This window comes from Caballeronia calidae, assembly GCF_900044055.2.
GTDB lineage: Bacteria > Pseudomonadota > Gammaproteobacteria > Burkholderiales > Burkholderiaceae > Caballeronia > Caballeronia calidae.
The window spans coordinates 1-1,171 of the sequence record NZ_FCOX02000288.1 but is presented as its reverse complement, the minus strand read 5'-3'; the positions used below and the strand labels follow the sequence as shown (position 1 = coordinate 1,171).

At 59.2% G+C, this 1,171-nt stretch carries 2 protein-coding genes and 1 pseudogene; all 3 read right to left on the bottom strand.

Annotated features, from left to right (window positions below; all coding sequences use genetic code 11):
* On the bottom strand, positions 1–688 hold a 688-nt coding region (locus AWB78_RS42690), incomplete at its 3' end, for a citrate/2-methylcitrate synthase (protein ID WP_332460152.1).
* Positions 689–823: 135 nt separating this feature from the next.
* On the bottom strand, positions 824–1,093 hold the full coding sequence (locus tag AWB78_RS42685) for an FAD assembly factor SdhE (protein ID WP_062613327.1): 270 nt from the start codon (positions 1,091–1,093) through the stop codon (positions 824–826).
* 1 nt (position 1,094) lies between these two features.
* Positions 1,095–1,171: pseudogene (gene sdhB / locus AWB78_RS47445) on the bottom strand (succinate dehydrogenase iron-sulfur subunit); the annotation flags it as partial.

The following is a 1,171-nucleotide window of genomic DNA, read 5'->3' as shown; positions in this document are numbered from 1 at the left end:
GGATCAGGATACGGTCGAGCGCGCGCACGAGCACGTCGTTGACCTTGTACTCTTCGCACGGGTTCGAGAACATCATGTGCATGAAGTTCGCGCTGTACGACAGCTCGTTCTTCGGATACACGAACGGCTGGCCGATGCTGAACTTGTATGCCATCGCAACCAGCGTCGGCAGCTTCGCGATCATGCGAATGGCCGACACTTCACGGTGACGCGGATCGTTGATGTTCAGCGAGTCGTGGTAGAACGCCGACAGCGCGCCGACCGCAGCCGTCAACACGGCCATCGGGTGCGCGTCGCGACGGAAGCCGCGGAAGAAGAAGTGCATCTGCTCGTGCACCATCGTGTGACGCGTGACCGTGTCCACGAATTCCTTGTTTTGCGCGGTGTTCGGCAGCTCGCCCTTCAACAGCAGATAGCAGGTCTCGAGGAAGTCGGCGTTCACAGCCAGCTGCTCGATCGGATAGCCGCGATACAGCAGCTCGCCCTTATCGCCGTCGATGTAGGTGATCGCCGAATTGCACGCCGCCGTCGACATGAAGCCCGGGTCATACGTGAACTTGCCGGTCTGACCGTACAACTTGCGGATGTCGATCACGTCCGGGCCCATCGTGCCCTTGTAGATCGGCATTTCGACGCTCGGCGAGTTGTCGCTGAACGATAGCGTGGCTTTAACATCTGACGGGGTCATAGCACATCCTCAATCGAAGTATGGGTACAGGTTTTCGATAATTTGCACGACGGAAGCTGCGCCGCAAAACTGTTCGATGGGCCTGTCTGTTCTACACAGGCCTATTTTGCAAAACTCCGCGAATTCCTGCTGAAATCACACGGAGCGCAGCATTTCCAGCAGACGCCGCACGTCCGGCGTGGCGAGATCGCCTTCCGGCTCGGTGCGCGCGAGCAGCAGGTCCATCAGTTCGTTGTCGCTCAGCTCCAGCAGGCGGGTCAAAGCGGCCACATCGGCGTCACTGAGGTCATGCTCATATCGGCTGAAAAAACGCTCGAAGATCAGATCGTTTTCCAGCAAGCCGCGCCGCGCGCGCCAGCGGAGGCGCGCTCGGCGAAGGGGGTCGGACTGATGTGATTCGTCCATTTCAGACAGCCCTTCGCACCATCAATTCCTTGATCTTGCCGATCGCCTTGGTCGGGTTGAGCCCCTTCGGGCACACGT